Below are 26,251 nucleotides of genomic sequence, written 5' to 3'. Positions count from 1 at the left end.
GGTTGTCCGGCTTTTTTTGCGAATGAATATTTATCTTTTTTCAGGGGTTGAAATGTTCGTCGGTCGGGCCGATTGTTGTAACCAGGAGGTCAGGAAATCCAATTCAAGGCCTCTGGCGAGCTAGCTGAAATAAGGGATGAACTATGCAAATCCAAGTCAACAGCGATAACCATATTCAAAGCAGTAAGCGACTGGAGGAGTGGGTACGTACAACTATTGAGAGCACGCTCGAACGTTATGAAGAAGACCTGACCCGTGTCGAAGTCCACCTGAGCGACGAGAACGGCGACAAACCAGGTCCCCATGACTTGCGCTGCCAACTGGAAGCGCGGCCAAAAGGCCATCAACCGATTTCCGTCACCCACAAAGCCGATTCGCTGGAACAGGCGATCGACGGTGCAGCCGAAAAACTGGAACACGCGCTGGAGCACCTGTTTGGCAAACTGCGAGGCAAACCTCGCGCCGCCATCGTGCCATTCAGCAAGGCGAATGATGCACTGCTGGAGGAAGAATTTCTCGAGAACGAACAGGCAGCGATCAACAGTTGATACGCTGATTTTTCAAGCCACCCCATGAGAACGGGCCTGCGCAAGCAGGCCCGTTTTTGTTTGTGGCGTTTTTTGCGCAGGGCATCAGAAAGCGGCCCCTCACCCCAGCCCTCTCCCTCCGGGAGAGGGGACCGACCGAGGTGTCTGACGTGAAACATCGACCTGAAAGACCGACTCGACTATGGATTCGGCAAAGTAGAATCAGGTCGGCGTACTTCGCAAGCATCCCGCAATCAGTCTCCTCTCCCTTGGGAGAGGGTTAGGGTGAGGGTTTTTTCAATCTCAGAACGCGAGGGTGGTTTGCACGTACACCGTGCGCGGTTCACCCACGTACTTGCCTTTATTGTTGTCATCAAACGAGCGGGTGAAATACTGGGTGTTGAAAATGTTCTTCACCCCCACCGCCACGTTCAGATCCGACAATTGCGGGCCGAAGTCATAACCGGCGCGGCTGCTGAACAGCATGTAACCGGGAATCTTGCCGGTGCTGCCGTCGGCGCTTTCCCTGGAGGTGTTGGCATTGTCGGCGAACTGGTCGCTCTGGAAGCTGCTGTCGACGTTGAGTTTCCACGGGCCCTCGGTATAACCGACGCCAATCGTGCCTTTGTGTTTCGACGAGAACGGCACGCGATTGCCCTTGTTCGGCCCGTCCTCACGGATGGTCGCGTCAACATAGGCATAAGTGGCGTACACATCGAAACCGGCGAGTGCCGGGCTCAAGTCATCCAGCGCGTAGTTGACGCTGGTCTCGATGCCCTGATGGCGGGTCTCGCCTCGGGCGATCACCGAATCGTTGGTCTGGTTGCTTTCGTACTGGTTGTCGAAGTTGATCAGGAACGCACCGATTTCCGCGCGCAGGGTGCCGTTGTCATAACGGGTTCCGAGTTCCCAGGTGCGGGCCTTCTCCGGTTTGACTTCGCCGCTGCTCACACGGTTGGGCATCTGACTGTATTGCACGCTGCCGAACGAACCTTCGGTGTTGGCGTACAGATTCCAGCTGTCGCTCAGGTGATACAGCACGTTCAGCGCCGGCAGCGCGGTGTTGTAGTCGCCCTTGTATTTGACGTCGGTCAGGTTGTTGGTCTGCTGCGACTCGATCATCTCGTAGCGCACGCCCGGAGTGATGGTCCATTTGCCGATGTCGATGCGATCGTCGACGAACAAAGCATTGGCTTCGGTGCCACCGCGGGTGTCGCGGTCGTTGCGGCTGTCGGTAGTCGGGTATTGGTTGCTGCTGATCGGCGTGCGATAGCGCAACTCGTGGCCGGCCTCGTTGATGTAGCGGTAACCGACGCCGACTTCATGGCTGGTCGGGCCGAGGTCGAAGCCTTGGGCGAAACGTGTTTCGAAACCGCGCACCCAATATTCGCGCGGTGACAGCGAGAGGAAACTGCCCTGATCCAGATAGCCGCTGCGCAGGGTCTTGGTGAAGAAGGTGTTGGCGGTGAATTCGCGGCGATCTTCCTGATAGCGATAGCCGAAGTTGAACATTGTGCGGCGACCCCAGAACTGGTCTTTCAGGCGCGTCGACTGATACGGATCGGCGTCGTAATCGGCGACGCTGAGGCCGCCGGGCATGTCGGCCTTGCCTTCGTAATACTGGGCCATGGCGTTGAAGCTGTTGGCCTCGTCGAGCTGGTATTTGCCCTTGAGGATCAGGTCGTCGATTTCGCTGTCGCTGTGTTCACGCCAGTCACCACCACGGGTGCCGGAGTACAGCAGCGCGCCGCCCAGACCATTTTCGTTGGTGCCACCGGCCAGCAGGTTGGCGCTGGTCTTGAAGCCGTCATGGCTCGACGACGGACTGGTCTCCGTCTGGAAGCCACCCTTGACCGTCGGCGCGTCGGGAATGGCACGGGTCACGAAGTTGACCACCCCGCCAACGTTCTGCGGGCCGTATCGCACGGCGCCGCCGCCACGCACCACGTCCACGGCATCCATGTTGCCCATGCTGATCGGCGCAAACGACAACTGCGGTTGGCCGTACGGTGCGAATGGCACGGGAATGCCGTCCATCAGTACGGTCGAGCGCGCGGCCAGGCGCGGATTGAGGCCGCGAATGCCGAAGTTCAGCGCCATGTCATGGCTGCCGGTGCCGTTGTTTTCCGGGGCGTTGACCCCGGGGATGCGGTTGAGCACATCGCGCGCCTGAGTCGCGCCTTGACGTTCGAAGTCTTCGCGGCGGATCACATCGCGGGCGCCGGGGTGTTCGAACACGTTGACCTGCGCCGCTTCACCGAGCCAGTCACCGACGACTTTCGAGGTGTCCAGCTCCAGCGCCGTGTCGCCGACCGGTTGCAGGCTGAAGGCATTGTTGCCTTCGGCGCGGGCTTGCAGGCCGGTGCCTTCGAGCAATGCATCGAGACCTTCTGCGGTGCTGTAGCTGCCTTCGAGGCCACGGCTTTGCACGCCTCGGGTGATCTGCGAGCCGAAGGAAATCAGCACGCCGGCTTCACGACCAAACTGGTTGAGGGTGTTTTCCAGCGATGCCGGGGCGATGTGGTAAACCCTGGTTTCGGCGGCCATGGCCGGCAGAGCGCTGAAGCTCAGGCTGGCGCCCAGTATGAGGTTGCGCAGGCGGCTGGCCAGTGGCGTGAGACGGGTGGGGTGCATGAAGGTTGATCCTGAGAAGGTTGAATCAAGGGGGCTTTCCTTCTCTGTCACGCCAGATCTGAAAAACGGCTCACGGTTTACGAATATTTTTTGCATGACTGATTTTGTGGCGAGGGAGCTTGCTCCCCGTTGGGGCGCAAAGCGGCCCCTGTATTGAGGGCCTGCTGCGCAGGCCAGCGGGAGCAAGCTCCCTCGCCACAGTTTTGTTTTAAACCCGGGCCTCGACGCTGACCCAATAGCGGGTAAAGCGCCGCACTTTCACCGGCAGACTGATTTGCAGCAGATCAAGAATCCGCTCGCTGTCGTCCAGTGGATAGGTCCCGGAGATCAGCAGGTCGGCCACCTTCGCATCGCAATGCAACTGGCCGCGACGGTAGCGGCCGAGCTCTTCAAGAAAATCGCCCAGGTGCATGTGTGCGGCGATCAGCATGCCGTCGGCCCAGGCGCCGCTGTTGGCGTCCAGTGGCTTGGCTTCGCTGACCGAAGTGGCGCTGAAACTCAGCTGACGGGCAACGGGTAGCCACATCGGCTCGCGCCCGGGGCGGGTCAATTCGACCTGACCTTCGAACAGCGCCACCTGCGTGCGATCGGCAAATTGCCGGACGTTGAGTCGGGCAGCACTGGTTTTCAACAGCCCTTGCGCCGTGCGCACTTCGAACGCTTGGGCGGTGCTTAGGAGGATCTCGCCTTCCAGCAAACGGATCAGCCGTTGCGTGCTGTCCACGTCCGCTGCGCTCGCGGTGTTGAGCTGCAACTGGCTGCCCGCACCCAGCGTAACCTTGCGGCGCTCCCCCAGCGGACTGCGGTAATCGGCGAGCAGCGTCGGCAGCGGATTGTGCTCGCGCATGCCCCAGGTGACGGCAGAACCGGCACCCAGAAGCAGCAGCAACTTGAGGGTCTGGCGTCGACTGGAAGACTTCGACCCGTTCAACGCGGCGTGGGCCAATGGCGACGCCACGCCGCGCAAGCGCTGGTTGACTCGCTGCATGTGCTCCCACGCGCGACGATGTTCGCTGTGGGCGTCCAGCCATTGCTGCCAGGCTTGTTGCTGACGCGGGGAGAGCGTCCCCTGCTGCATTTCCATCAGCCAGTGCACGGCCTGTTCGGCCACTTGCGCGGAGAAATCCGGAGCGCGGTTCATAGGGCGAAATAGCAGCGCAGGGCGGCTTTGTGCAGATGACGTTTGACCGTGGCCACCGAGATGCTCAGCTCGGCGGCGATTTGCGGATAAGTCAGGCCATCGACCTGCGCCAGCAAAAAGGCGCGCTTGACCAGACGCGGCAAGCCATCGAGCAGCTGGTCCAGCTCGATCAGGGTTTGCAGGATGATCGCTTTGTCTTCTTCCGATGGCGCAACCATTTCCGGCATCTGCGCCAGCGTGTCGAGGTAGGCGCGTTCCAGGTCCTGGCGGCGGTAGTGATTGAACAGCACACGTTTGGCGAGGGTGGTGAGAAACGCGCGCGGCTCGACAATTACCGATTGTTCACGTGCAGTGAGCACGCGGATGAAGGTGTCCTGAGCCAGATCCGCCGCGCTGTCCGGGCAGCCGAGTCTGCGCCGCAACCAGCCGGTGAGCCAGCTGTGGTGGTCGTGGTAGAGCGATTCGACGGGATGGGCGGACGGCAAGGGTATTACTCCGGGCGCATGATCGATGCGTTAGAGAACAAGAACTGTTCGCATTGTAGGGGCGGGCGAGGGTGTCCGGCAATCAGATGCTTTTGCGTATGAGAATATTTATCATTAATATTGCTCGCCTGTTGGTTCGGCTTGTCGGCCGGACGTTTTTTCGTTTCAGGGTCGAAACATGAAAGGCAAACTCGCCTCACTTCCCATGTCCTATCGTCTGGCTGTCACTTCGCGGGTGCTGGCGGCGGTGTTCGGCGGCTATCTGGTCGCGGCGCTGGCCAGTGTCGCGTTGACGATGTGGCTGCCGTTGAGCCGCGCCGAAGCGGTGGTGACCGGTATGACCATTTCCTTTCTGGTCTATCTGGTCGCGGTGCTGTGGTGCTTCGCTTGCCGCACGGCGTGGTCGGCGTGGGTCGGTTTGCTGGTGCCCAGCGTGATTCTGGCAACGGTGTCGGGTGCCGCGCGGGGCTTGGGTTACGCATGAAAGAGGGCTTTCGTCAGTCGATGGCCTGGCTGCACACGTGGACGGGGCTGGTGTTCGGCTGGCTGCTGTTTGCGATTTTCCTCACCGGAACGCTGGCCTATTTCAAGGATGAGATCAGCCACTGGATGCAGCCGGAAATTCCCGCGCGGCCGATTAATGCCGAAGCGAGCCTGACCCTGGCGCAAAGTTACCTGCAGCAACACGCCGCCGGCGCCTCGCGCTGGCTGATCGACTTGCCCGACGCCCGTGACCCGGGCCTGACGGTGCGCTGGCAGCAGGCGCCGAACGCACCGGGCCAGCGCGGCAAGTTCGAATCCAGAACACTCGACGCGCAGACCGGCAGTGAAGTCCAGGCCCGCGAAAGCCTGGGCGGCGAGTTCTTCTATCGCTTCCATTTCCAGCTGCAAATGCCTTATCCATGGGGCCGCTGGCTGGCGACGATGGCGGCGATGGTGATGTTCGTCGGGCTGATCACCGGCATCATCACCCACAAGAAAATCTTCAAGGACTTCTTCACCTTTCGCCCGCGCAAAGGCCAGCGTTCATGGCTCGACGGGCATAACGCGGTCGGCGTGCTGGTGTTGCCGTTTCACTTGATGATCACCTACAGCAGCCTGGTGATTTTCATGGCGATGGTCATGCCGGCGAGCATTCTGGCGTCCTATAACGGCGACGTGCGCACCTTTTACGACGAAGTTTTTCCGGCATCGAAGACCCCTGAGCCAGCCAACCGGGCGGCGCCGCTGAGCCCGATGGCTCCACTTCTGGCCAAGGCCAGCGAGCAGTGGGCGGGAGGCAGCACCGCGCGGCTGACAGTGAACAACCTGGGGGACGCGAATGCCTCGGTGGTGCTGTCGCGCCGTGGCGACCGCGTCGTCCACGATTTCGGTCGCGCGGTGACGTTCAACGGCGTCACCGGCGAGCGCCTCGGCAGCACCCCGGAGCAGCCAGTGGCGATGGCCGTCGGCGGCACGTTCTACGGTTTGCACATGGGCCACTTCGCTGGGGCGACGTTGCGCTGGCTGTATTTCATCTGCGGTCTGGCGAGTACCGCGATGATCGGCACCGGGCTGGTGATCTGGCTTGGCAAGCGCCAGCTCAAACACGCCAAGAGCGGCGTGATGCCGTTCGAATTGCGTCTGGTGGAAGTGCTGAACATCGCCAGCATGGCCGGGCTGGTGTTGGCGGTGGCGGTGTTCTTTTTGGCCAATCGCCTGTTGCCGACAGATCTGCTCGGGCGCGCCGATCAGGAAGTGAATGCGTTTTTTATCGCCTGGGCTTTGAGTGTGGTGCATGCGTTGCTGCGCAAAGGGCGCAAGGCCTGGGTCGAACAGCTCGCGCTGGCTGCCGTGCTGTTTATCGCGGCGCCGCTGATCAATTTGACCACACCGTGGAATCTCGGCGAAACGCTGGCGCAAGGTGACTGGACGCTGGCGGGTTTCGATCTGACGTGCCTGGGCGCAGGTCTGTTCCTCGGCTGGGCCGCATGGAAAATGCAGCGTGCCGGCGGCGCAGTCAGCGTGAAAAAAACATCCCGCGAAAAGCCGCGACCGATCGCGCTTGAGCAGGAGGTCAGCTGATGTTGCTGGCGTTGTTGCTGTGCTATGCCGCGTTCAGCGCGTTGTGTCTGTCGATGCCTCGGCACCATGATGAACTGCTCGGCAACAAACCCTCGGCCCGACGCGCACGGGGTCTGAAACTCGCCGGTTGGCTGTTGCTCGGGCTGTCGCTTTGGGCGGCAGTCGCTGCACACGGCTGGAGTTTCGGTCTGGTCGACTGGTTCGCGGTGCTCATGCTCAGCGCCTTGGCGTTGGTGCTGTTGCTGCCGTATCGCCCACGTCTGGCCCTCGCACTGGCCGGGTTGAGCCTGCTGGCCAGTCCGGTCGCTGCCTGGGCGCAGGTCTGACATGCTGATCGGTCATCCCCCGGAATCCCGCGACGACGAGCCGCACGGCGCGCGTGCGCATTTTCTTCAGGTGTTCCTGTCGCAGCGCTCGCAGATGGAGGCGCTGGTCAACCGGCGCGTCGGTTGCCGGGCCACGGCAGCGGATCTGGTGCAGGACCTGTTTCTGCGTTTCTGGCGACGGCCGCTGGTGCAGGTCGAAGAACTCAGCACCTACCTTTTGCGCTGCGCCGGCAACATCGCCATCGATCACTTGCGCAGCGAAGGCACGCGGGTGCGGGTCAACGAGGGTTGGCAACCGGATGCGCCGGACAGCCACGGCAGCGAACCGCAAGCCGCGCTCGAAGCGGGCAATGATCTGCGCTATGTCGAAGCGGCGTTGCGCGCCTTGCCCGAACGCACCCGGCAGATCTTCCTGCTCAATCGCATCCACGGCCGCAAATACGCAGACATCGCCAAAGCCATGGGCCTGTCCCAAAGCGCCGTGGAAAAACATATGATGCGCGCCCTCGAGGCCTGCAAGGCCAGCCTGCGCGAACCCGCGCCACGCCTGCCAGGGAAAGCACCGTGAAAGTCACCGACCGCGTCACCCCGACGCCTGCTCAGGAGCAGGCCGCGCTCGCTTGGCTGAGCCTGCTGCACGACCGCCCGAGCACCGGCGATCAACTGACCTTCAGCCAATGGCTGCGCGCCGACCCGGCCCACGCCGAGGCTTACGCCCAGGCGCAAGTGCTCTGGGAGTTGAGCGAAAGTCCGGCGCGTACCTTGGCCGATGAAGAGGCGTTGGCGTTGCAGGGCTACCTCAATGCGATGGATCGTCCGCGTCGTTCAACGCTGCTGCGCTGGTCGGGCGCGCTGGCGATGGCCGCGTGTCTGATGCTGATGATCAGCCTTGGCACGGGTTGGCAGCCGCAGCGCTGGATCGATGATCTGGGTGCCGATTACGTTTCGGCACCGGGCGAGATCCGCACCGTGACCCTGGCCGATCAATCGCAAGTCACGCTGGATGCCGACAGTGCCATTGCGGTGGATTTCAGTCATGGCGAGCGGCATGTGCAATTGCGTCGCGGTGCCGGATTTTTCAGTGTCGCGCATACGGGGGATCCGTTTGTGGTCGCGGCGGAGAAGGGCGAGGCGCGGGTGCTCGGCACGCAGTTCGAAGTGCGTCTGCAGCCCGGTGGTGCGCAAGTCACGGTGCTGTCCGGGCGTGTTGGCGTGACGGCGGATCGCAACGCGCAACAGCAGATTCTGACCGCCGGCCAGCAAGTGGCTTACGGGCAGGGCAGTGCAGAAAAACTGCACGCGGTGGACAGCGAGGCGCAACTGGCTTGGCGTCAAGGCTGGCTGAATTACTACAAGGCGTCGCTGGCCGATGTGGTGGAGGATCTGCGGCGCTATTACCCGGGACGGATTGTTGTGCTCAATGATGAACTGGCAGCGCGCAAGGTCAGCGGCAGTTTTCCGAGCAAGGATCCGCAGGCGGTGCTCAGTTCCCTGCAAGGGGTGATGGGGTTTGAGCAGCATCAGGTGCTGGGGCATCTGATTATTTTGCGCTAGGTCTACTGGCCTCTTCGCGAGCAAGCCCGCTCCCACAGGGGAATGCATTCCAGAATGTGGGAGCGGGCTTGCTCGCGAAGGCGTCAGAACTACCGACACTGCTCTCGAAAAATATTTTCAAATTTGTGGTGAGGTAAACCGCAGCCCCATCCGTGTAGTGACTGAAACTGCGAGTCATTCGCATCCGTTGCGGTTCTACACAGGTCATTGAGCAATGAAGTCCAGGGCAAAATCGGGTTCGGTCAAACAGTGGTTGGGTGTTTCGGCATTGAGTTTTTCGGCGTTGGCGCTGTTGCCGCTGAGTGTGGCGCTGGCCGCTGAAACCGTCAGCAGTCCGACACAGAAACAGTTCAGTTTCTCCCTGAGCGCCAAACCACTGCCCCAGGCTCTGAGCGACTTCAGCCGCGTCACCGGGCAAAGCGTGGTCTACACCGATGAAGCGCCGTACGGCCTCAACGCCCCGGCCGTCAGCGGCCAGATGAGCGCCGAACAGGCGCTGCAACGCCTGCTCAGTGGTTCCGGCATGACCTTTCGCCGTACCGACAGCCACACCCTGGCGCTGGAACCGCAACCCACCGCAGGCGCACTCAATCTTGGCGCGACCACCATCACGTCGATGCGTGACGAGTCGATGAGCTATCAGCCGCCGCAGACCAGTTCGGTGATGCGCTCCTCGGCTTCGCTGCAGGAAATCCCGCAGACTGTCAACGTGATCCCGGCCCAGGTCATTCGCGATCAGGCCCCGCGCAATCTCGACGATGCGCTGGCCAACGTCAGCGGCATCACCCAGGGCAACACCTTGGGCAGCACGCAAGACTCGGTGATGACCCGCGGCTTTGGCGACAACCGCAATGGCTCGATCATGCGCGACGGCATGCCGATCGTGCAGGGCCGTGGCATGAACGCGACGGTCGATCGGGTCGAAGTGCTCAAGGGCCCGGCCTCGTTGCTCTACGGCATTCAGGATCCGGGCGGCGTGGTCAACCTGGTCAGCAAGAAGCCGGAACTGACTCAATACAACGCCCTGACCCTGCGCGGTTCCACCTACGGCGACGGCAAAAATGGCAGCGGTGGCACCTTCGACAGCACCGGGGCGCTGGGCGAATCCGGGCTGGCCTATCGGCTGGTGCTGGATCATGAAGACGAAGATTACTGGCGCAACTACGGCACTCACCGCGAGACGCTGATCGCGCCGTCGCTGGCCTGGTTCGGCGAGCGTACCCAGCTGTCGTTCGGTTATGAACACCGCGAGTTTCTCACCCCGTTCGACCGGGGCACGGTAATCGATCCGCGCACCAACCATCCGCTGGACATCTCGCGCAACGAGCGTCTGGACGAGCCGTTCAACGACATGGAAGGCCGTTCCGACCTGTACCACTTCGAAGCCGACCACGAACTCAACGACGACTGGAAAGCTCATTTTGGCTACAGCTGGAACCGCGAAACCTACGACGCCAGCCAGGTACGCGTGACCGCCATCGACACCAAAAAAGGCACGCTGACCCGCAGCATGGACGGCACGCAAGGCGCGATCAGCACTGACCGTTTCACCACCGCCAGCCTCGAAGGCAAAGTCAACCTGTTGGGCATGCAACATGATCTGGTGTTCGGCGTTGACGATGAGTACCGCAAGATCTACCGCGCTGACCTGATCCGCCAGAAAAGCCTGAGCACCTTCAGCTATGTCAATCCGGTGTATGGCCGTGAAGTCGAAGGCACCACGGTCAGCCCGGCGGACAGCGCGCAGACCGATCTGCTGCGCAGCGATTCGGTGTTTCTGCAGGACTCGATACACCTCAACGACCAGTGGATTCTGGTCGCCGGCGGACGCTTCCAGGAGTACGACCAGTACGCCGGCAAAGGCGTGCCGTTCAAGGCCAACACCGACAGCAACGGGCAGAAATTCGTACCGCGCGCCGGTCTGGTGTATCGCTACACCGACGAATTATCGTTCTACGGCAGCTACACCGAATCGTTCAAACCCAACTCGACCATCGCCCCGCTCAGCGGCAGCAGCACCGTGCTCGACGGCAGCATTGCGCCGGAAGAGGCCAAGTCGTGGGAATTGGGTGCGCGTCTGGATATGCCGGGGCGCATCACCGGCAATATCGCGCTGTTCGACATCAAGAAGCGCAACGTGCTGGTCTCCAATTCTGAAGGCCCGACCACCATTTACAGCGCGGCTGGCGAAGTGCGTTCCCGGGGTCTGGAACTGGACCTGACCGGGCAGTTGACCGATCGCTGGAGCCTGATCGGCGCCTATGCCTACACCGATGCCGAGGTCACCGAAGACCCGGACTACAAAGGCAATCGCTTGCAAAACGTGGCGAAGAACAGCGGTTCATTGTCGGCGGTGTATGACTTCGGCAGCGTGATGGGTGGCGACCAACTGCGGGTCGGTGCCGGGGCGCGGTATGTCGGTGAACGCGCGGGCAATGCGGTGAATGATTTCGACCTGCCGAGCTACACCGTGGCCGATGCGTTTGCCACTTACGACACCAGACTCGAAGGGCAGAAGGTCAAGTTCCAGCTCAACGTGAAGAACCTGTTCGACCGCACCTACTACACCTCGGCGGCGAGCCGGTTCTTTGTGTCGATGGGCGATTCGCGGCAGATTTCGCTCTCCAGTACGCTGGAGTTCTGATTCAGGACCGCGTCATCGTTCTTCGCGAGCAAGCCCGCTCCCACAGGTTCCCCGGTCGGACATAAACGTCTTGAACGGCCGCAGACCTTGTGGGAGCGGGCTTGCTCGCGAAGAGGCCCGAACAGGCAATAAAAATCCCGCCTCTAACGCAAAAATGCCTGCCGATATTCCCCAGGCGTCCCACCCAACACCTGCCGAAACCGGTTGGTGAAATGACTGGCACTGGCAAACCCGCACGCCAGTGCAATCTCCCCCAGCGGCAACGCCGTGCCGCGCAACAATTCCCGCGCCCGGTTCAAGCGCCGCGCCAGCACGTACTGATGCGGCGGCAGGCCGAAGCTCACGCGAAACATCCGCGCAAAGTGGTATTCCGACAGCGCACACAATCCGGCCAGTTGCCCGAGGCTGATCGGCTCGGCCAACTGATTGTCGATGAACTCGACCAGTTGCCGCCGCTGATGGGGCGCCAGTCCGCCCTTGAGGCGCACACCCTGCCGGGCGCCGACCTGGCTGAGCAGGGTATGGCTGATCAATTCATGCGCAATGCTGCTGGTCAGCAGGCGTTCGGCCGGTTCGTCCCAATTCAGTGTCAGTAACTGACGAAAGCGTCGGGCCTGCTGCGGATCTTCCAGAAAGGTCTGCTCGCGCAACTGCATCTCTCGCGGCTCGCGATCCAGCAGCGTGACGCAACCCAAGGCAAATTGTTCGGCGCTGAAATACAGATGAGCGAGACGCAGATCGCCGTTGATCACCCAGCCCGATTGGTGATCGGCGGGCAGGATGCACAACTTGTCCGGTCCGCCCTTGCGCCCCGGTTGGCCACGACGAAAGGTGCCCGTGCCCCCGGCGATGTAGCAGGAAAGCGTGTGGTGGCTCGGCGTTTCGTATTCCTGGGCATCGTGGTGGTTGGTCCACAGGGCCGCAGACAAGCCGTCACCGAGATCGGCGCTGTGCAACAGGCGTGCATTCGGCGAGCGGTTGAGGGCTTGGAAGACTTGCAGGGTATCGATAGCGGCCATATTCGGTTCTCTCCAACGCCTTGCATCCTACTCCGTAGCTTTCGCGCTGCCAGCCTGTCGAGCGACAAAAGCGCAAGAATCTGCAAGCGCCCCGATCGTTGCTGTCGCACCCTGAACCTCCATACAACACAACCCTGTGGCGAGGGAGCTTGCTCCCGCCGCGCTGCGCAGCGGACCCACCAGTGAGTGCTGCGCACTCAAGCGCGAGCAAGCTCGCTTGCCACAGAGTGCCCGGTGTTCTCAGGAGTTTCGTCATGAACCTTTCGCTGTATCTGCTGACCGTGCTGATCTGGGGCACCACCTGGATTGCCCTGAAATGGCAACTGGGCGTGGTGGCGATTCCGGTGTCGATCGTTTATCGCTTCGGTCTCGCCGCGCTGGTGCTGTTCGTGCTGTTGCTGCTCAGTCGGCGGCTGCAGCCGATGAATCGGCGCGGACATCTGATCTGTGTGGCGCAGGGGCTGTGCCTGTTCTGCGTCAACTTCATGTGCTTTCTGACCGCCAGCCAGTGGATTCCCAGCGGGCTGGTGGCGGTGGTGTTTTCCACGGCCACTTTGTGGAATGCGCTCAATGCACGCGTATTCTTCGGTCAGCGCATCGCGCGCAATGTTTTGATGGGCGGGGCGCTCGGCCTGTTTGGTCTGGGAATGCTGTTCTGGCCGGAACTGGCCGGCCATCACGCCAGCCCCGAAACGTTGCTTGGTCTTGGCCTGGCGCTGTGTGGCACCTTGTGTTTTTCGGCGGGCAATATGTTGTCGAGTCTGCAGCAGAAGGCAGGCTTGAAACCCTTGACCACCAATGCCTGGGGCATGGCCTACGGGGCGGCGATGTTGTCGGTGTGGTGTCTGGTCAATGGCATTGCGTTCGACATGGAGTGGTCGCCACGTTACGTCGGGGCGTTACTGTATCTGGTGATCCCCGGTTCGGTGATCGGCTTCACCGCGTACCTGACGTTGGTCGGACGTATGGGGCCGGAGCGTGCGGCGTATTGCACCGTGCTGTTCCCGGTGGTGGCACTGAACGTGTCAGCGTTTGTTGAAGGTTATCAGTGGACGGCACCGGCGTTGTTCGGGCTGGTGTTGGTGATGCTGGGTAATGTCTTGGTGTTTCGTAAGCCGAAAACGCTGGTGGCGCCGGTGCAGGGGAAGTTGGTATGAAACAAACGATCACTGAACATCAGCGCTCGACTTTCAAGGTGATGTAAATCATCACCGGGAATATGAAGTCAATGATATGCCGGGCCCAGTCCTTGGCATTCCATGATTGTGAGGTGTCCATGTCAAACCATTCCACCCCCACGGTTTGCAGGCACACGTAATAAATGAAAATTGCCGCCAGTATGCCCATGATCGAGAACTTTTTTGCCTCATGGAATACCTCTGCAGGCGCATTGATGTGCCGATAGAGTTGATAGGTGCCTATCAGGCATAACGTCGTATACGTTACTTCCATCGTGATGATGAACCAGTAGATCCGGTGATGAATCATCGGTGAATCGATGGCTCGGTATTTTATGGACTCATTGGCGGTGGTAGTGTCCATGCTCAGGATATGAGCCACGTACGTGTAGTTCGAGTCATAGTCGGTAAAGTTGTGAATCATCACCAATACACCAAAGAAGCTGATGTAAGCCATCAATATAACTTTGCTGTAGCGAATAACTTTATCGGTTGTCAGGTTGTTCACGGGATTAGCTCTCCATAGCAGTGGTCGATCATTCGATTGCCAGGCAGAGCTTATAATGCTGTTGTTAAATTGGCTTTGTTGTTCAATTTCAAGTTGTGTAGGGCGGCAACTAACGGGCAAGTGCGGTTCTGCACTTGCCCGTCATTTTTTATCCGCGCCAGACTTGCGGATTGACCAGGTCCTGCGGGCGTTCGCCGAGCAGCGCGCTGCGCAGATTGGCCAGTGCACGATCGGCCATGGCTTCGCGCGTTTCATTCGTGGCGGAGCCGATGTGCGGCAATGTCACAGCATTTTTCAACTGGAACAGCGGCGACTCGGCCAGCGGTTCTTTCTCGTAGACGTCCAGTCCGGCGCCACGGATGCGATTGTTTTGCAGGGCTTCGATCAGCGCCGGCTCGTCGACCACCGGGCCACGGGAGATGTTGACCAAAATCGCCCCCGGCTTCATCAACGCCAATTCGCGATGGCTGATCAGGTGGCGGGTCTTGTCGCTGAGCGGCACCACCAGGCAGACGAAGTCGGCTTCGGCGAGCAACTGGTCGAGGCTGCGAAACTCTGCGCCGAGTTGCTGTTCCAGTTCGGTCTTGCGGCTGTTGCCGCTGTAGATAATCGGCATGTTGAAGCCGAAATGGCCACGGCGGGCGACGGCGGCGCCGATATTGCCCATGCCGACGATGCCCAGGGTTTTGCCGTGGACGTCACAGCCGAACAACGGTGCGCCGACGCTGGCCTGCCATTGGCCGGCCTTGGTCCAGGCGTCGAGTTCGGCGACGCGGCGGGCGCTGCTCATGATCAGGGCGAAGGCGAGGTCGGCGGTGCTTTCGGTGAGCACGTCCGGGGTGTTGGTGAGCATGATCCCGCGTTCATTGAAGTAGTCGAGGTCGTAGTTGTCGTAGCCGACGGAGACGCTGGAGACTACTTCGAGTTTTGTGGCGGTTTCGAGTTGGGCTTTGCCGAGTTTGCGGCCGACGCCGATCAGGCCGTGGGCGTGGGGGAGGGCTTCGTTGAATTGGGCGTTGATGTCGCCGTTCTTTGGGTTGGGGACGATGACGTCGAACTCTTGTTGCAGGCGTTCGATCAAGGGTGGGGTGATGCGGCTGAAGGCCAGGACTGTTTTTTTCATCGCTATGGGCTCGGCTTCTGGGCTTTATTGCCAAGCAAGCTAACATTTCTGTTTTGGGTTGTCTTGGCGGCCTCTGGGCCGACCATGCTTTGGGTTGATGGGGGACATATCCGTTGCTTCGGGTGCTGCTGCTGGCGGTTTCGCTCTTACAGCGACTCCCTTTGGCAAACGCCCCAAAGGAAGCAAAGGTCTTGGCCCCTGCGTTCGGCCCTCGCTTAGGCTCGGGTTCCTTCGTTGCGGGGTTCATCCGGGGGCATCGCCTCCGGTTTGCTTCGCTGCACCTCCTCTCGATGTATGCGGCTTCGCCGCATGGCGCTGCGCGCCTACCCCCGGATAAACCCCTCCACTCAGCCTGCCGATGGGGCCGGCACGGCAAGATCAAGAGCTTTCGGCGAGCTGACACTCGGCCATTTGAGTGGTGAAGAGCATGCGGTCTGTCTGGACTGCTTTGCTTTTCTGTAGGAGTGAGCCTGCTCGCGATGGCGGCCTGACAGCCGACCAGTTTCCAACTGACTGACCCAATCCCACTGTGGGAGCGGGCTTGCCAGCGAAGGCGGCCTGACAGCCGACCACTCTCTAACTGACTCACCCAATCCCTGTGGAAGCTGGCTTGCCAGCGATGGCGGCCTGACAGCCGACCAGTCTCTAACTGACTCACCCAATCCCCCTGTGGGAGCGGGCTTGCTCGCGAAAGCGGTGTGTCAGTCACCGAAAGTGTTGGATGTGCTGACGCCTTCGCGAGCAAGCCCGCTCCCACAATGGCTCAGCTGTGTGCTGCAGGTTGGCTGATTTCCACGTTGTCCAGCACCCGATTCACCGCCAGCTCGGCCAGCATGATGATTTGCTGGATCGCCAGTATCGTCTGTCGCTGCGGGCTTTCGACATAGGCCGCAATGTCGCTGGTCATGATGCTTGCCGAGGCCAGTGATTCGCAGGCGTGAACCAGCAGGCTTTCGTTGTCCATGTCGGGGACGACCTGGAACATGCTGCTGGGTTTGTGGAATCTCACAGCGGCGGCGGAAGGTTTCAGGTAATGGTCGAGTGCACGCTCGGCGGCGTCGTGGAGCTTTTTTGAATCGAGGGATTCGTAGGGGGAGGTGCTTTCGGCTTGGGGCGGATTGGGTGTGGGTTTGATCATGGTGGAACTCCATTCGGGATGTGGAGTTCGCCACGTACTGCGACCAAGCAATAGGGTGGCGAACCGTACGCAGGTTGGTCGACCAGGGAATGGAAACCCGGCAGGGCCAAGGCCCTCCCACGCACAGCTCGCCATTAAGCAAGCTTAAAAAGTGCGCCATTCTAAACCCGGACGACCAAGTCCGGTCGTTGATTCGTCAACGACCCCCTGAGCCTATCCACCCCACTTCCGAGTCACAACCGTCAAAACCTGTCGGAAAACTCCCTTCAAATCACCGCTTCTGTAGGAGCTGCCGTAGGCTGCGATCTTTTGATTTTTAAACATCAAGAGCAAAAGATCACAGCCTGCGGCAGCTCCTACAGTGAACACCGTATGTTGAAAATCAGTTGGCGACGCGGGCTCCGGCGAGGCTCCCACTCAACTCATACGCCGCCAGTTCCGCCTGATGCGCCGCCAATATCTCCGGCAGTGACCCGCGCAAATACTCGACCCAGGTCTTAATCTTCGCATCCAGGTACTGCCGCGACGGGTAGATCGCGTACAGGTTGAGTTCCTGCGAGCGGTAGTTGGGCATCATCCGCACCAGCGTGCCGTTGCGCAGGCCTTCGATGGCGGCGTAGACCGGCAGGACGCCGACGCCCATGCCGCTGATGATCGCGGCTTTCATCGCATCGGCGGAGTTCACCAGGAACGGCGAGCTGTTGATGGTGACCATTTCCTGGCCGTCCGGGCCGTTGAAGGCCCATTTTTCCAGGGGGATCACCGGGCTGACGAGGCGCAGGCAGGCGTGGTTCAGCAGGTCTGCGGGTTTTTGCGCGCAGCCGTTGACTTTCACGTAGGCCGGGGAGGCGCAGACGATGCTGTAGGTGATGCCCAGGCGTTGCGAGACGAAGCCCGAGTCCGGCAGTTCGCTGGCGAGCACGATGGACACGTCGTAGCCCTCGTCGAGCAGGTCCGGCACGCGGTTGGCCATGGTCAGGTCGAAGGTCACGTCCGGGTGGGTCTTGCGGTAGCGGGCGATGGCGTCGATCACGAAGTGCTGGCCGATGCCGGTCATGGTGTGCACTTTCAACTGGCCGGCGGGGCGGGCGTGGGCCTGGCTGGCCTCGGCTTCGGCTTCTTCGACATAGGCCAGGATCTGTTCGCAGCGCAGCAGGTAGCGCTTGCCGGCCTCGGTCAGGGCGATGCGCCGGGTCGTGCGATTGAGCAGGCGGGTTTGCAGGTGGGCTTCCAGGTTGGAGACCGCGCGCGAGACGTTGGCCGTGGTGGTGTCGAGTTGCACGGCGGCGGCGGTGAAGCTGCCGGCTTCGGCCACACAACTGAAGGCGCGCATGTTTTGCAATGTGTCCATGGGGTGCTCTCAAGGGAGATGGCAAATTGTGACACGAAGTTTCAGGGGCTGAGACCCCCGACCAACGGATTATCTCGTTAACGGTAACAAAGATTCACAGGAATCCCAGCTTATCGCCACCAAGGCGCCCACCTAGAATTGCGCCGCTCCCTGTAGGAGCTGCCGCAGGCTGCGATCTTTTGATTTTGTTTTAAGGGAATCAAGATCAAAAGATCGCAGCCTGCGGCAACCCCTGCACAAATCCCCGCCTTATCCTCTTTCAGGAATTCGCAGCTGTGCCGCGTCGCATCATCAGAGCGCTTTTGCCGCTCAGTGTTCTGGCTTTTACCCTGGGTCTCAGCGGCTGCATCTCAACGCAAGGAATTGCCCCGCATAGCACGGCATTGGAAGCCGACGCACTGGCCACTGACGACGCCATCGCCCACGCCGCCCGTGACGCCAACTGGCCCACCGCACAATGGTGGCAAGCCTACGGCGACCCGCAACTCAATCACTGGATCGACCTCGCCGTGCAGGGCAGTCCGAGCATGGCCATGGCCGCTGCTCGGGTGCGGCAGGCCAAGGCGCTGGCCGGTGTCGCCGAAGCGGCCGAGTCGTTGCAGATCAATGGCGAGTCGACACTCAAACGCCACAACTGGCCGACCGACCAGTTCTACGGCCCGGGCGAGCTGGCCAACACCACCACCTGGGACAACAACGCCGCGCTGGGTTTCAGCTACGCCCTCGACCTCTGGGGGCGGGAAAGCAATGCCAGCGAACGCGCGGTGGATCTGGCGCACATGAGCGCCGCCGAAGCGCGGCTGGCGCAGCTGGAATTGCAGAACAATATCGTGCGCGCCTACATCGAGCTGTCGCTGCATTACGCCCAGCGCGACATCGTCGCCGCGACCCTCAAGCAGCAACAGCAGATTTTGGATCTGGCGCAGAAGCGTCTGGACGGCGGCATCGGCACGCACTTTGAAGTCAGTCAGGCGGAAACGCCGTTGCCGGAGACCCATCGGCAACTGGATGCGCTGGACGAAGAAATCGCCCTGAGCCGCAACCAGATCGCCGCGCTGGCCGGCAAAGGCCCGGGCGACGGTGCGCAGTTGCAGCGGCCGACGCTGGCGCTGGGTGCTGCGTTGAAACTGCCATCGGCATTGCCCGCCGAGTTGCTCGGTCAGCGCCCGGACGTGGTCGCCAGTCGCTGGCAAGTGGCGGCGCAGGCACGTGGCATCGATGTCGCGCATGCCGGGTTTTATCCCAACGTCGATCTGGTCGGCAGCCTCGGCTACATGGCCACTGGCGGCGGGGCGCTGGAGTTTTTGACTGGCAAGAAACTCAACTACAACGTCGGCCCGGCGATCTCGCTGCCGATCTTCGACGGTGGGCGTTTGCGCAGTGAGCTGGGCGAAGCGTCCGCCGGGTATGACATCGCCGTGGCGCATTACAACCAGACGCTGGTCAATGCACTGAAGAACATCTCCGACCAGTTGATCCGTCGCGAGTCGATGGACAAGCAGCAAGCCTTCGCCGCCGAGTCGGTGGCTACCGCGCAGAAGACCTACGACATCGCGATGATCGCCTATCAGCGTGGCCTCACCGATTACCTCAACGTGCTCAATGCGCAGACCTTGCTGTTCAAGCAACAGCAGGTGCAGCAGCAGGTGCAGGCGGCGCGCTTGAGTGCGCATGCGGAACTGGTGACGGCGTTGGGTGGCGGACTCGGAGCTGGCAATGATGTGCCCACAGCCGAGCAAACGGCAGCCCCGAAAACCCCGGCCCTTTTGCGGTGAACACACGATCTCTTTGGCAATTTAATACCTGTGGTGAGGGGATTTATCCCCGATGGGCTGCGAAGCAGACCCAAGACGAGCGTGTGCAATCTGACTGTGAGAACTCAATTGCCTTGTTTGGGGTTGCTGTGCAACCCGTCGGGGATAAATCCCCTCACCACAGAGTTTGTGTTCACCACAAAAATTGATGTTTGCCACAGATGACTCTTCAGTCCTCAATCATTGAGCAAGACCAAATGACTCCCTTGCCCGCACCTCTACGCTGGCTCTACTCCCTGGAATGGCGTCGGGGTTTGTTTGACTGGGCGCGCAGCGATGGCGTGACCTGGGTGTATATCTTCAAGGTATTGCTCGCCGCGTTCCTCACGCTGTGGCTGGCGATGCGCCTGGAGTTGCCGCAACCGCGCACGGCGATGATCACCGTGTTCATCGTCATGCAGCCGCAGAGCGGCCAGGTGTTCGCCAAGAGTTTCTATCGTTTCCTTGGCACCCTGGCCGGGTCGGCGATGATGGTTACGCTGATCTCGCTGTTCGCGCAGAACACCGAGTTGTTTCTCGGTTCGCTGGCGATTTGGGTCGGCATCTGCTCGGCCGGTGCGGCGCGTTGCCGTAACTTCCGCGCCTACGGTTTTGTCCTCGCCGGCTACACCGCCGCGATGGTCGGCCTGCCGGCGCTGGCGCATCCGGACGGTGCGTTCATGGCCGCCGTCTGGCGGGTGCTGGAAATCTCGCTGGGGATTCTCTGCTCGACGGTGGTCAGCGCCGCGATCCTGCCGCAAACAGCCAGCGCGGCGATGCGCAACGCGCTGTATCAGCGCTTCGGCGTGTTCGCGTTGTTCGTCACCGATGGCTTGCGCGGACGCAGCAAAGCCGAATCGTTCGAAGCGAGCAACGTGCGTTTCATCGCCGAAGCGGTGGGCCTGGAAGGGCTGCGCAGCGTCACCGTGTTCGAAGACCCGCACATGCGTCGGCGCAACGGTCGCCTCAGCCGTTTGAACAGCGAGTTCATGGGCATTACCACGCGCTTCAACGCGCTGCATCAGTTGCTGGAACGCTTGCGCGTGAATGACGAAGAACACGTGGTGGCCGCGATCAGGCCGGGCCTGCAGGATCTGGCGGAAGTACTCGACGGCTTCAGTGGCCGCGCCTTGACCAGCCCGGACGCGGCACGTTTGGTCACGGCACTGGCGAGCTACAAGGAAGGTCTGCCGGCGCGGGTGCGCAGCCTGCGTGCAGCCTTTCAGGAAACCGGTCCGAGTGAAGCCGAACAACTGGATTTCCACACTGCATACGAACTGCTCTATCGCTTCGTCGACGACCTGCACAGTTATGCACAGACCCACGCCTCGCTGGCCGATCACCGCCACGAACGTGAGCGCTGGGACGAGCCGTTCACCCCGCAAACCAACTGGTGGGCCGCTGCGGCTTCGGGGATTCGCGCCTCGTTCATCCTGATGGTGCTGGGCAGCTATTGGGTCGCCACCGCGTGGCCGAGCGGTGCGACCATGACCCTGATTGCTGCCGCGACCGTGGGCCTGTCCGCCGCCACGCCGAACCCGAAACGCATGGCTTTTCAAATGGCCTGCGGTACGTTCCTCGGGGCGCTGATCGGCTTCGTCGAGATGTTTTTCATCTTCCCGTGGATCGATGGTTTTCCGCTGCTGTGCGTGATGCTTGCGCCAGTGATCGTGCTCGGCTCGTTCCTCGCTTCGCGACCGCAATACGCCGGGGTCGGTCTCGGTCTGTTGATCTTCTTCAGCACCGGTTCGGTGCCGGACAACCTGACCATTTACAACCCTTACACCTTCATCAACGACTACATCGCCATGGTCATGGGCATGCTGGTCTGCGCTGCTGCAGGCGCAATCATTCTGCCGCCCAACAGCCGCTGGTTGTGGAAGCGCCTGGAGCAGGATCTGCGTGGCCAGGTGGTGTACGCGATCAGCGGCAAACTCAAGGGCCTGGCGTCGAGTTTCGAGAGTCGTACTCGTGACCTGCTGCATCAGGCTTATGGTCTCGCCGCCGGGCAGCCGACCGTGCAGAAGAACCTGCTGCGCTGGATGTTCGTGGTGCTCGAAGTCGGCCACGCGATCATCGAATTGCGCAAGGAACAGGCGATCCTCCCAGTGCATCCGGCGTATGCAGAATCGCAGCCGTGGCGTCAGGCGATCCGCGTCATGGGCCGGGCGCTGGTGCGGCTGTTTCTGCAACCGAACCCGAGCAATCTGGAGCGCGCACTGGTGGCGGTCGATCACGCGATCAGTCGGGTCGCCGCGACCGACGAGCCGTTTGCGCCGCACTTCGACACGTCCGCGTTACGCCGGGTGAAGAGCTATCTGCACTTCATCCGCACCTCGTTGCTCGACCCGCAATCACCACTCGCTGCCTATGCCGTCGCCAAGCCCGAAGGACTTGCCCATGCCTCGTGAAATCGCCTTCCACGGCGTGTACATGCCGACCATGACTCTGATGTTTTTTGTCGCTGCGGCGCTGGCCTGGGCCTTGGACCGGTTCCTCTCGGGGTTCGACCTGTACCGCTTTTTCTGGCACCCGGCGCTGCTGCGTCTGAGTCTGTTTACCTGTCTGTTCGGCGCCATGGCGCTGACTGTCTACCGTTGAGAACGTTCTGATGAAAAAGTTTTTCAGCCTGCTTGCGACCCTGCTGGTGCTGGCCCTGGCACTGTGGATCGGCCGGACCCTGTGGGAGCACTACATGAACACCCCGTGGACCCGCGACGGCCGGGTGCGGGCGGACATCATCAACGTCGCCGCCGACGTCACCGGGGAAGTGGTCGACGTACCGGTGCGCGACAACCAATTGGTGAAGAAGGGCGATTTGCTGATGCAGATCGATCCCGAGCACTACCGCATCGCGGTCAAGCAGGCGCAGTCGCTGGTCGCGTCGCGCAAGTCGACCTGGGAGATGCGCAAGGTCAACGCGCATCGTCGCGCCGACCTCGACAACCTGGTGATCTCCAAGGAAAACCGCGACGACGCCAGCAACATCGCCGACGCCGCACTCGCCGATTACCAACACGCACAAGCGCAACTGGAAGCCGCCGAACTCAACCTGAAACGCACCGAAGTGCGCGCGGCGGTGGACGGCTACGTGACCAACCTCAACGTGCATCGCGGCGACTACGCGCGCATCGGCGAAGCGAAAATGGCCGTGGTCGACATGAACTCGTTCTGGGTCTACGGCTTCTTCGAAGAGACCAAGCTGCCGCATGTGCGCGTAGGCGACAAAGCCGACATGCAACTGATGAGCGGCGAAGTGTTGAAGGGCCACGTGGAGAGCATTTCCCGCGGCATCTACGACCGCGACAACCCGGAAAGCCGCGAGCTGATCGCCGATGTGAACCCGACGTTCAACTGGGTGCGTCTGGCGCAGCGGGTGCCGGTGCGCATTCACATCGACGAAGTGCCGGAGGGTGTGTTGTTGGCGGCGGGGATTACTTGCACGGTGGTGGTGAAGCAAGAGTCTGTGGATAACTGACAGACCGCGCCGACTGAATCGCGAGCAGGCTCACTCCTACACTGGATCTCTGCCACACCGAAGATTCCTTGTAGGAGTGAGCCTGCTCGCGATAAGGACAACCCGGTCTTTCAGACCAAAACCGAGTAATCACTCAGCGCAAAACGTCTCCTGCAAATGCCGCCACAGCACCCGCCCGGCCTCGGTCTTTTCAAACACCACCGTCGACCGGCGATCGGTGCGCAACCCGCTCGCATCGCTCTGCTGCTCGCGATAACTCAGCGTCGCGCCATGCGCATGCAGCGCAATCCCGCGCAGCTCACTGAGCTCGATCCTGAACCCGGGCTTCTTCCCGCCCGCCGCGTGAAACAGCGCACGCAAGGCTTCGATATCCAGCGCCCGGCCCAGCGGCGTGACCATGGAAAAATCCGCCGAGAACCGGCTCAGCAAGCGCTCCATTTCGGCTGAATCCTGCTCCACGGCAAACCAGCGTTCGATCACCAGGTGGGCCTGGATCACTTCATCAAAATATTCGTTGTAGTCAGTCATGTGGATTTTTCCTGAAGGGGAGGTGGGCTCAGCAGGGCGAGCACTGTGGAGGCGTCGAAACGCAGCACGGCTATCATGGGCAACAAGGTGAGCAAGGCCGCCGCGACAAAGCAGTATTTGAATCCGTTGCCGCCCAGTGCGCCCAACAGCGAACTGAGCAACGCGGCGCCAAGACAGAAACCGAGCTGGCGATTGATGTTCCACAGAGCGCTGGAGTGGCCCATTTTTTCCGGCGCGATGCCGACAAATGCCAGGCTCTGCGCGGTGACGCTGCACAGGCTGCCGCCCAGTCCCATCAAGGCATAGGCAATGATCAGCGGCGTGGCGGCGGGTTGTTCGATGCGCATCAGCAGGACAATCCCCAGGCACTGCAAAAGCATCCCGGTGATCAGCAGCGGTTTGGGGCCAATGCGGTTGAAACTGCGTTTGCCGAGCATGATCGCCACCCCCGATGCGGCCGCCCAGGACAGCATCAACGCACCGGTCTGCGCGGCGCCGAAACCGAGGTCGTGCAGGTACAACACGGCAATCATGTTGGTGCCGGTAAACACCCCGGGCACGAACAGGTAGATCAGCATTGCCAAACGCAGTGACGGACTCTTGAGCAGTTGCAGGTCGAGCACCGCGTCGGGTTTGTGCCAGCCATCACGCAGGTACAGCCATAAGGTCAGGACGCCGAGCAGCAGAACTCCGCCGGCGAGGTGTCGGGTAGCGGCGGCGCTCGCCAGGCTCACGGCAATCAACAACAGAGTCAGGGCTGCCACCGCTAGCAGCAGGCCGCGCAGATCCAGTGTCGGGCGTTCCGTGCCGGGTTGATCCGCTTGCAACCACAGCAGACCCAGGCCGAACGCGAGCAGCGCCAGCGGCATGTTCAGGTAGAAAATCCAGCGCCATGACAACGCCTCGACGATCAGGCCGCCCGCCGCCGGCGACAGGGCTGGCACCATCAGCGCGACCATCAGCACTACGCCGGTAAGGTGCGCGCGTTGCGTCGCTGGATACTGCCGATAAGCCAGGGCCTGACCGATCGGCAGCAACAAGCCGCCACCGAGGCCTTGCAGCAAACGCCAGCCGATCAGGCTTTCAATCGACCCGGCCTGGGCCACCAGACCGGAAGCGATGCCGAACAGCAAAAGCGAACCGAGAATCAGCCGCCGTTCGCCCAGCCGCGCCGCGAGCCACACGCTCAGCGGAATGATCAGTGTCAGCCCGAGCATGTAGGCGTTGGTGATCCACGCCAATTGCGTCACCGAGGCCTGTAATTCCCGGGCGATGTCCGGGTAGGCGATGCTCGCGGCGAACATGTTCAGCAGGTCGAGGGCGAACCCGAACAGATACACCAGCGCGACTTTCGAGCGATAGGCCATGGCAGCTTCCCTGTAATGAGACGCGCAGGGTAGTGCGCTTCAGGCGTTAGGAAAACGCTGGTTTGCCTGCTAGTTTGTCAAAATAATTTTGACAGGGAGTGCGCTGGATATGGTCAGTCTGGACCGTTTTGACACTTTCAAAGCCGTGGTCGAGGCCGGGTCGTTGACGGCTGCCGCCGATACCATGGGCCAGACCCGTGCGGTGGTGAGCTTCAATCTCAAGCGCCTGGAAGAAGAACTGGGCGTCACTTTGCTCACACGCAACACCCGGCAACTGGCCCTGACCGATGCCGGCGAGCGCTTCTATCGGCGCTGCCTGCGCACCCTCGACGAAGCGCGACTGGCGATCGAGGAGGCGCGCTCCGAGCATTCGCAACTCAAGGGCACGTTGCGCATCACCACCACCGTGGAATTTGCCTTGGCGCAGGTGGTGCCGGCGCTGGAGGTGTTTCGCCAGCAACAGCCGCAACTGAACATTCACTTGTCGACGTCCTCGACCCACGCCGATCTGATCTCCGAGCGCTTCGACATGGCGATCCGTCTGGGACGCATGCACGACTCCAATCTGCGCGCGGTGCAGTTGTCGAGGTTCGAAGTGTTTGCGGTGGCGGCGCCGCAACTGGTCGAGCGCTTCGCGCCGGTTGCCACGCTGGCAACGCTGGAGTCGATGCCGACGCTGGGCCATGGCCGAGTTCCGGAAATGACCGTGACCGACCCGGCCGGCAGTGAGCATGTCTACCAGCCAAAACCGGGGACCACCGCCATCGTCGCCGACAACTCGGCGACGCTCAGGGCGTTTGCGCTGACTGGCCAAGGCGTGGCGATTTTGCCGCAGTGGCTGATTCAGGAGGATCTGCAGGCGGGGCGATTGGTGCGGTTGCTGGCCGATTATCGCTTTGCCCAGCAGGGTGTTTATGCGCTGTACCCGGATACCCGGCATCTGCCGCTGAAGGTACGGGCGTTTATTGATTTCATGAAGGGCTGGGGCTGAATGCTGGCTGATCTGGCCCCTTCGCGAGCAAGCCCGCTCCCACATTTGGAATGCATTCTCTTGTGGGAGCGGGCTTGCTCGCGAAAGCGTCAACCCGGTCTCAGAGCTTCCCACGCAAGCCGAACCGCTTCATCAACGTCGACTCCAGCAATCCCTTGGGCAATAACGTCGCCAGCAATGGCAACGCGCGGCTGCCATTACCAATGCGGATCAAGCGTGGCGGCGTGTTCTGCTGCACCGCTTTGAGCAACTCAGCCGCAAACTCACTGGCCGGCGTCGATTTCTCCTCCCACATTTGGAATGCATTCTGCTGTGGGAGCGGGCTTGCTCGCGAAAGCGTCAACCCGGTCTCAGAGCTTCCCACGCAAGCCGAACCGCTTCATCAACGTCGACTCCAGCAAT

The 26,251-nt window shown here is 61.2% G+C and carries 23 protein-coding genes and 1 pseudogene; 13 read left to right on the top strand and 11 right to left on the bottom strand.

Going from position 1 to position 26,251, the window contains the following annotated elements:
- The first annotated feature begins 143 nt into the window (after nucleotides 1–143).
- Entirely contained in the window at nucleotides 144–548 is a 405-nt protein-coding gene (locus J1G18_RS21995) for an HPF/RaiA family ribosome-associated protein (protein WP_027610895.1), read from the top strand.
- A 282-nt stretch (nucleotides 549–830) separates the two neighbouring features.
- Here the strand turns inward: J1G18_RS21995 and fecA are convergent, their stop codons facing one another.
- The 3 genes from fecA to J1G18_RS21980 all read right to left on the bottom strand — a co-directional run bounded on the left by fecA (nucleotide 831) and on the right by J1G18_RS21980 (nucleotide 4,787).
- Nucleotides 831–3,161 carry a TonB-dependent Fe(3+) dicitrate receptor FecA gene (gene fecA, locus J1G18_RS21990; protein ID WP_223008453.1) on the bottom strand — a complete coding sequence of 777 codons (2,331 nt, stop codon included), beginning with the start codon at nucleotides 3,159–3,161 and terminating at the stop codon, nucleotides 831–833.
- Nucleotides 3,162–3,369: 208 nt separating this feature from the next.
- A complete protein-coding gene (locus J1G18_RS21985) occupies nucleotides 3,370–4,302 on the bottom strand; it encodes a DUF4880 domain-containing protein (protein ID WP_098967268.1) in 933 nt (310 codons plus the stop codon).
- Nucleotides 4,299–4,787 (bottom strand): sigma-70 family RNA polymerase sigma factor, encoded by a 489-nt coding sequence (locus tag J1G18_RS21980; protein ID WP_223008452.1) that lies wholly within the window; start codon nucleotides 4,785–4,787, stop codon nucleotides 4,299–4,301. Before J1G18_RS21980 ends, J1G18_RS21985 begins: the two co-directional genes overlap by 4 nt.
- A gap of 178 nt (nucleotides 4,788–4,965) precedes the next feature.
- Between J1G18_RS21980 and J1G18_RS21975 the strand changes: the two genes are divergently transcribed.
- The 6 genes from J1G18_RS21975 to J1G18_RS21950 all read left to right on the top strand — a co-directional run bounded on the left by J1G18_RS21975 (nucleotide 4,966) and on the right by J1G18_RS21950 (nucleotide 11,375).
- Nucleotides 4,966–5,271: a DUF3649 domain-containing protein gene (locus J1G18_RS21975; RefSeq protein WP_007967542.1), complete on the top strand. Its 306-nt coding sequence runs from the start codon at nucleotides 4,966–4,968 to the stop codon at nucleotides 5,269–5,271.
- Nucleotides 5,268–6,851, top strand: a complete 1,584-nt coding sequence (locus tag J1G18_RS21970) for a PepSY-associated TM helix domain-containing protein (protein ID WP_223008451.1) — start codon at nucleotides 5,268–5,270, stop codon at nucleotides 6,849–6,851. The genes J1G18_RS21975 and J1G18_RS21970 overlap by 4 nt, the downstream gene beginning before the upstream one ends.
- On the top strand, nucleotides 6,851–7,177 hold the full coding sequence (locus J1G18_RS21965; RefSeq protein ID WP_097090424.1) for a DUF3325 domain-containing protein: 327 nt from the start codon (nucleotides 6,851–6,853) through the stop codon (nucleotides 7,175–7,177). The genes J1G18_RS21970 and J1G18_RS21965 overlap by 1 nt, the downstream gene beginning before the upstream one ends.
- Nucleotide 7,178: 1 nt before the next feature.
- A complete protein-coding gene (locus tag J1G18_RS21960) occupies nucleotides 7,179–7,745 on the top strand; it encodes an RNA polymerase sigma factor (protein ID WP_223008450.1) in 567 nt (188 codons plus the stop codon).
- Nucleotides 7,742–8,731, top strand: a complete 990-nt coding sequence (locus J1G18_RS21955) for a FecR family protein (RefSeq protein WP_223008449.1) — start codon at nucleotides 7,742–7,744, stop codon at nucleotides 8,729–8,731. Before J1G18_RS21960 ends, J1G18_RS21955 begins: the two co-directional genes overlap by 4 nt.
- Before the next feature lie 214 nt (nucleotides 8,732–8,945).
- On the top strand, nucleotides 8,946–11,375 hold the full coding sequence (locus J1G18_RS21950) for a TonB-dependent siderophore receptor (protein ID WP_115988177.1): 2,430 nt from the start codon (nucleotides 8,946–8,948) through the stop codon (nucleotides 11,373–11,375).
- Between the two features lie 143 nt (nucleotides 11,376–11,518).
- Here J1G18_RS21950 and J1G18_RS21945 read toward each other — a convergent pair whose 3' ends face one another.
- Nucleotides 11,519–12,394, bottom strand: coding sequence for a helix-turn-helix domain-containing protein (locus tag J1G18_RS21945; RefSeq protein ID WP_027610904.1), 876 nt, complete (start codon nucleotides 12,392–12,394; stop codon nucleotides 11,519–11,521).
- 254 nt (nucleotides 12,395–12,648) lie between these two features.
- Here J1G18_RS21945 and J1G18_RS21940 point away from each other — a divergent pair, with 254 nt between their 5' ends.
- Nucleotides 12,649–13,551 carry a DMT family transporter gene (locus tag J1G18_RS21940; RefSeq protein ID WP_134785470.1) on the top strand — a complete coding sequence of 301 codons (903 nt, stop codon included), beginning with the start codon at nucleotides 12,649–12,651 and terminating at the stop codon, nucleotides 13,549–13,551.
- A gap of 19 nt (nucleotides 13,552–13,570) precedes the next feature.
- Here the strand turns inward: J1G18_RS21940 and J1G18_RS21935 are convergent, their stop codons facing one another.
- The 4 genes from J1G18_RS21935 to J1G18_RS21920 form a co-directional block, all read right to left on the bottom strand.
- Entirely contained in the window at nucleotides 13,571–14,080 is a 510-nt protein-coding gene (locus tag J1G18_RS21935) for a DUF2165 family protein (protein ID WP_210558926.1), read from the bottom strand.
- Nucleotides 14,081–14,228: 148 nt separating this feature from the next.
- A complete protein-coding gene (locus J1G18_RS21930) occupies nucleotides 14,229–15,203 on the bottom strand; it encodes a 2-hydroxyacid dehydrogenase (RefSeq protein ID WP_223008448.1) in 975 nt (324 codons plus the stop codon).
- 763 nt (nucleotides 15,204–15,966) lie between these two features.
- Complete coding sequence (locus J1G18_RS21925) at nucleotides 15,967–16,341, bottom strand: DUF6124 family protein (protein WP_097090429.1); 375 nt, start codon at nucleotides 16,339–16,341, stop codon at nucleotides 15,967–15,969.
- Nucleotides 16,342–16,723: 382 nt separating this feature from the next.
- Nucleotides 16,724–17,692, bottom strand: a complete 969-nt coding sequence (locus J1G18_RS21920; RefSeq protein WP_223008447.1) for a LysR family transcriptional regulator — start codon at nucleotides 17,690–17,692, stop codon at nucleotides 16,724–16,726.
- 275 nt (nucleotides 17,693–17,967) lie between these two features.
- Between J1G18_RS21920 and J1G18_RS21915 the strand changes: the two genes are divergently transcribed.
- The 4 genes from J1G18_RS21915 (at nucleotide 17,968) to J1G18_RS21900 (ending at nucleotide 22,963) form a co-directional block, all read left to right on the top strand.
- The gene (locus J1G18_RS21915; RefSeq protein ID WP_223008446.1) at nucleotides 17,968–19,467 is read left to right on the top strand and encodes an efflux transporter outer membrane subunit; all 1,500 of its coding nucleotides are present in this window, start codon (nucleotides 17,968–17,970) and stop codon (nucleotides 19,465–19,467) included.
- Nucleotides 19,468–19,703: 236 nt separating this feature from the next.
- Nucleotides 19,704–21,896 carry an FUSC family protein gene (locus J1G18_RS21910; RefSeq protein WP_223008445.1) on the top strand — a complete coding sequence of 731 codons (2,193 nt, stop codon included), beginning with the start codon at nucleotides 19,704–19,706 and terminating at the stop codon, nucleotides 21,894–21,896.
- Complete coding sequence (locus tag J1G18_RS21905) at nucleotides 21,886–22,086, top strand: DUF1656 domain-containing protein (RefSeq protein WP_003221811.1); 201 nt, start codon at nucleotides 21,886–21,888, stop codon at nucleotides 22,084–22,086. The genes J1G18_RS21910 and J1G18_RS21905 overlap by 11 nt, the downstream gene beginning before the upstream one ends.
- Before the next feature lie 10 nt (nucleotides 22,087–22,096).
- Nucleotides 22,097–22,963: an HlyD family secretion protein gene (locus tag J1G18_RS21900; RefSeq protein ID WP_027610912.1), complete on the top strand. Its 867-nt coding sequence runs from the start codon at nucleotides 22,097–22,099 to the stop codon at nucleotides 22,961–22,963.
- 129 nt (nucleotides 22,964–23,092) lie between these two features.
- Here J1G18_RS21900 and J1G18_RS21895 read toward each other — a convergent pair whose 3' ends face one another.
- Nucleotides 23,093–23,491 carry a DUF4440 domain-containing protein gene (locus J1G18_RS21895; RefSeq protein WP_135294997.1) on the bottom strand — a complete coding sequence of 133 codons (399 nt, stop codon included), beginning with the start codon at nucleotides 23,489–23,491 and terminating at the stop codon, nucleotides 23,093–23,095.
- A complete protein-coding gene (locus J1G18_RS21890; protein WP_223008444.1) occupies nucleotides 23,488–24,858 on the bottom strand; it encodes an MFS transporter in 1,371 nt (456 codons plus the stop codon). The genes J1G18_RS21895 and J1G18_RS21890 overlap by 4 nt, the downstream gene beginning before the upstream one ends.
- Before the next feature lie 109 nt (nucleotides 24,859–24,967).
- Here J1G18_RS21890 and J1G18_RS21885 point away from each other — a divergent pair, with 109 nt between their 5' ends.
- Nucleotides 24,968–25,849: a LysR family transcriptional regulator gene (locus tag J1G18_RS21885; RefSeq protein WP_223008443.1), complete on the top strand. Its 882-nt coding sequence runs from the start codon at nucleotides 24,968–24,970 to the stop codon at nucleotides 25,847–25,849.
- A gap of 100 nt (nucleotides 25,850–25,949) precedes the next feature.
- On the opposite strand, the pseudogene J1G18_RS21880 reads toward J1G18_RS21885, so the two are convergent.
- Nucleotides 25,950–26,138 (bottom strand): annotated as a pseudogene (locus J1G18_RS21880) (short-chain dehydrogenase); the annotation flags it as partial.
- Between the last annotated feature and the right edge of the window lie 113 nt (nucleotides 26,139–26,251).

The sequence above is a fragment of the Pseudomonas sp. MIS38 genome, assembly GCF_019891575.1.
GTDB lineage: Bacteria > Pseudomonadota > Gammaproteobacteria > Pseudomonadales > Pseudomonadaceae > Aquipseudomonas > Aquipseudomonas putida_A.
The sequence above is the reverse complement of the archived record's forward strand: the minus strand, read 5'-3'. Positions and strand labels throughout refer to the sequence as shown.

Excerpts from the sequence above, each read along its gene's own strand:
- J1G18_RS21940 (WP_134785470.1), top strand. The coding sequence starts at position 12,649 with ATGAACCTTTCGCTGTATCTGCTGACCGTGCTGATCTGGGGCACCACC.
- J1G18_RS21970 (WP_223008451.1), top strand. The coding sequence starts at position 5,268 with ATGAAAGAGGGCTTTCGTCAGTCGATGGCCTGGCTGCACACGTGGACG.
- J1G18_RS21885 (WP_223008443.1), top strand. The coding sequence starts at position 24,968 with ATGGTCAGTCTGGACCGTTTTGACACTTTCAAAGCCGTGGTCGAGGCC.
- fecA (WP_223008453.1), bottom strand. The coding sequence starts at position 3,161 with ATGCACCCCACCCGTCTCACGCCACTGGCCAGCCGCCTGCGCAACCTC.
- J1G18_RS21925 (WP_097090429.1), bottom strand. The coding sequence starts at position 16,341 with ATGATCAAACCCACACCCAATCCGCCCCAAGCCGAAAGCACCTCCCCC.
- J1G18_RS21895 (WP_135294997.1), bottom strand. The coding sequence starts at position 23,491 with ATGACTGACTACAACGAATATTTTGATGAAGTGATCCAGGCCCACCTG.
- J1G18_RS21945 (WP_027610904.1), bottom strand. The coding sequence starts at position 12,394 with ATGGCCGCTATCGATACCCTGCAAGTCTTCCAAGCCCTCAACCGCTCG.
- J1G18_RS21975 (WP_007967542.1), top strand. The coding sequence starts at position 4,966 with ATGAAAGGCAAACTCGCCTCACTTCCCATGTCCTATCGTCTGGCTGTC.
- J1G18_RS21910 (WP_223008445.1), top strand. The coding sequence starts at position 19,704 with ATGACTCCCTTGCCCGCACCTCTACGCTGGCTCTACTCCCTGGAATGG.
- J1G18_RS21900 (WP_027610912.1), top strand. The coding sequence starts at position 22,097 with ATGAAAAAGTTTTTCAGCCTGCTTGCGACCCTGCTGGTGCTGGCCCTG.
- J1G18_RS21890 (WP_223008444.1), bottom strand. The coding sequence starts at position 24,858 with ATGGCCTATCGCTCGAAAGTCGCGCTGGTGTATCTGTTCGGGTTCGCC.
- J1G18_RS21985 (WP_098967268.1), bottom strand. The coding sequence starts at position 4,302 with ATGAACCGCGCTCCGGATTTCTCCGCGCAAGTGGCCGAACAGGCCGTG.
- J1G18_RS21960 (WP_223008450.1), top strand. The coding sequence starts at position 7,179 with ATGCTGATCGGTCATCCCCCGGAATCCCGCGACGACGAGCCGCACGGC.
- J1G18_RS21905 (WP_003221811.1), top strand. The coding sequence starts at position 21,886 with ATGCCTCGTGAAATCGCCTTCCACGGCGTGTACATGCCGACCATGACT.
- J1G18_RS21965 (WP_097090424.1), top strand. The coding sequence starts at position 6,851 with ATGTTGCTGGCGTTGTTGCTGTGCTATGCCGCGTTCAGCGCGTTGTGT.
- J1G18_RS21920 (WP_223008447.1), bottom strand. The coding sequence starts at position 17,692 with ATGGACACATTGCAAAACATGCGCGCCTTCAGTTGTGTGGCCGAAGCC.
- J1G18_RS21930 (WP_223008448.1), bottom strand. The coding sequence starts at position 15,203 with ATGAAAAAAACAGTCCTGGCCTTCAGCCGCATCACCCCACCCTTGATC.
- J1G18_RS21950 (WP_115988177.1), top strand. The coding sequence starts at position 8,946 with ATGAAGTCCAGGGCAAAATCGGGTTCGGTCAAACAGTGGTTGGGTGTT.
- J1G18_RS21995 (WP_027610895.1), top strand. The coding sequence starts at position 144 with ATGCAAATCCAAGTCAACAGCGATAACCATATTCAAAGCAGTAAGCGA.